This is a genomic window from Streptomyces sp. NPDC127106, assembly GCF_042677605.1.
Taxonomy (GTDB): domain Bacteria; phylum Actinomycetota; class Actinomycetes; order Streptomycetales; family Streptomycetaceae; genus Streptomyces.
Map to the genome: position 1 here is coordinate 116,799 of NZ_JBHXTC010000019.1, position 2,867 is coordinate 119,665.

Genomic DNA, 2,867 nt, shown 5'->3' on the forward strand with positions numbered 1-2,867 from the left:
CGGAAGATCGAGCAGGAGGACGGCCCGGAGAGCGCGACCATGGACCCCATGTAGCCGTGCCCCGGCGGTCGGACCCAGGGGTGCGGTCCGGTCGGCGGCCGAGCCATTTCCTGACGAAGAAGGCGGCAAACATGGGTATGACGACTCCCCAGGTCGTCGTCCACCGGGACAAGGAGCTGATGGCCCAGGCCGCGGCCGCCCGGCTCATCACGAAGATCGTGGACGCGCAGGCGGCCCGCGGCAGCGCGTCGGTGGTCCTCACGGGCGGCCGCAACGGCAACGGGTTGCTCGCGGCCCTGGCGGCGGCCCCGGCCCGGGACGCGGTCGACTGGTCCCGCCTGGACCTGTGGTGGGGCGACGAGCGGTACGTCCCGGCCGGCGACCCCGAGCGCAACCACGTCCAGGCCCGCGAGGCTCTGCTCGACGCGGTCCCGGTGGACCCGGCTCGGGTCCACGTGATGCCGGCCTCGGACGGTCCGTACGGCAATGACGTGGACGCGGCGGCCGCGGCGTACGCGGAGGAGCTGCGGCGGGCCGCGGGGCCGGAGGACCACGGTCCGGTGCCGCGCTTCGACGTGCTGATGCTGGGCGTCGGCCCGGACACGCACGTGGCCTCGCTGTTCCCGGAGCACCCGGCGGCGCGCGAGACCGAGCGCACGGTCGTCGGCGTGCACGGGGCCCCCAAGCCCCCGCCGACCCGGGTCTCGCTGACCCTGCCGGCCATCCGGGCGGCCCGCGAGGTGTGGCTGCTGGCGGCCGGCGAGGACAAGGCGGGCGCGGTGGCGATCGCGCTCGGCGGGGCCGGCGAGCTCCAGGCCCCCGCGGCGGCCGCGTACGGGCGCTCGCGCACCCTGTGGCTGCTCGACCGTGCCGCGGCGGCGAAGCTCCCGGCGGGCCTGTACCCGCCGGCCTCGGCCTGACCCGACGCGGCGCCCCGGCACCGCAGCCGAAGGGCCCGCCCTCCCCCGGAATCCACCGGGGAGGGCGGGCCCTTGCGCATGGCGCGGACGGCGGCCGCGGGGTCGGGCCGCGGAGGGTCAGGAGCGGCCGCGCATCGTCCGGTACGCGTCCACCAGGCCGCGGGTCGAGGCGTCTAGGCCCGGGACGTCGGCGCCCTCGGTCAGGGCCGGCTCCACCCGCTTGGCCAGGACCTTGCCGAGCTCCACCCCCCACTGGTCGAAGGAGTCGATGTTCCAGACGGCGCCCTGGACGAACACCTTGTGCTCGTAGAGGGCGATCAACTGGCCGAGCACCGACGGGGTCAGCTCGTGGGCCAGGATCGTGGTCGTCGGGTGGTTGCCGCGGAAGGTCTTGTGCGGGACGAGGGGCTCGGGCACGCCCTCGGCGCGGACCTCGTCGGCGGTCTTGCCGAAGGCCAGCGCCTGCGTCTGGGCGAAGAAGTTGGCCATCAGCAGGTCGTGCTGGGCGGCCAGGGCCGGGCAGAGCTCGGCCACGGGGCGGGCGAAGCCGATGAAGTCCGCCGGGATCACCTTCGTGCCCTGGTGGATCAACTGGTAGTACGCGTGCTGCCCGTTGGTGCCGGGCGTGCCCCACACGACCGGGCCCGTCTGCCAGTCCACGGGACGGCCGTCGCGGTCCACGGACTTGCCGTTGGACTCCATATCCAACTGCTGGAGGTAGGCCGTGAACCGGGACAGGTAGTGGCTGTAGGGCAGGACCGCGTGCGACTGGGCGTCATGGAAGGCGCCGTACCAGATCCCGAGGAGGCCGAGCAGCAGCGGGGCGTTCTCCTCGGCGGGCGCGGTGCGGAAGTGTTCGTCCATCAGCCGGAAGCCGCCCAGGAGTTCGCGGAACCGGTCGGGGCCGATCGCGATCATCAGGGAGAGGCCGATGGCCGAGTCGAAGGAGTAGCGGCCGCCGACCCAGTCCCAGAACTCGAACATGTTGGCCGGATCGATGCCGAAGTCCGACACCTTCCCGGCGTTGGTGGACAGCGCGACGAAGTGCCGTGCCACGGCAGCCTGGTCGCCACCGAGACCGTCGAGCAGCCAAGCGCGCGCCGATTCGGCGTTGGTGATGGTCTCGATGGTGGTGAAGGTCTTGGAGGCGATGATGAACAGGGTCCGCGCCGGGTCGAGGTCGCGCACCGCCTCGTGCAGGTCGGCGCCGTCCACGTTGGAGACGAACCGCACGGTCAGGCCGCGGTCGGTGAAGGCGCGCAGCGCGTCGTAGGCCATGGCCGGGCCCAGGTCGGAGCCGCCGATGCCGATGTTGACGACGTTGGTGATGCGCTCGCCGGTGAAGCCGGTCCACTCCCCCGAGCGGATCCGGTCGCTGAAGGCGGCCATCTTGTCGAGGACGGCGTGCACCTCGGGGACGACGTTCTCGCCGTCCACCTCGATGACCGCGTCGGGGGCGGCGCGCAGCGCGGTGTGCAGGACGGCGCGGTCCTCGGTGGTGTTGATCTTCTCGCCGCGGAACATGGCCTCGCGCAGTTCGGCCACGCCGGTCGCCGCCGCCAGCTCCCGCAGCAGCGTCAGCGTCTCGTCCGTCACGAGGTTCTTCGAGTAGTCGATGTGCAGGTCCCCGACCCGCAGCGTGTAGTCCGTCCCCCGGCCCGGCGCCGCCTCGAACAGCTCGCGCAGATGCGTCTGTCCCAGCTCCTCCCGGTGCTTGCCGAGGGCGAGCCACTCGGGGGTCCGGTTGAGCCTCACACGGCTGTCTGCGTTCATTTCGGACATCAACCCGTTTCTTCCGTCCTGTCGTGCCCCGCCGATCACCAACTTAAGGGATCGGAAGGGGGGCCGACCGCACGCGAAGGGCCCGGCCCGCCCCGGCTAACACGGAGCGGGCGGGGAGCCGCTTCGGACGCTGCCGCGGCGAGGGCCATATTGGGGGGCGGGGGT

The 2,867-nt window shown here is 72.8% G+C and carries 2 protein-coding genes; one reads left to right on the forward strand and one right to left on the reverse strand.

Annotated elements, in window-relative coordinates:
* Positions 1-137: 137 nt before the first annotated feature.
* Positions 138-920 (forward strand): 6-phosphogluconolactonase, encoded by a 783-nt coding sequence (pgl, locus tag ACFVGY_RS18415; protein WP_385678180.1) that lies wholly within the window; start codon positions 138-140, stop codon positions 918-920.
* A 117-nt stretch (positions 921-1,037) separates the two neighbouring features.
* On the opposite strand, the gene pgi is transcribed toward pgl, so the two are convergent.
* Positions 1,038-2,693, reverse strand: coding sequence for a glucose-6-phosphate isomerase (gene pgi, locus ACFVGY_RS18420; RefSeq protein ID WP_385678183.1), 1,656 nt, complete (start codon positions 2,691-2,693; stop codon positions 1,038-1,040).
* Positions 2,694-2,867: the final 174 nt, after the last annotated feature.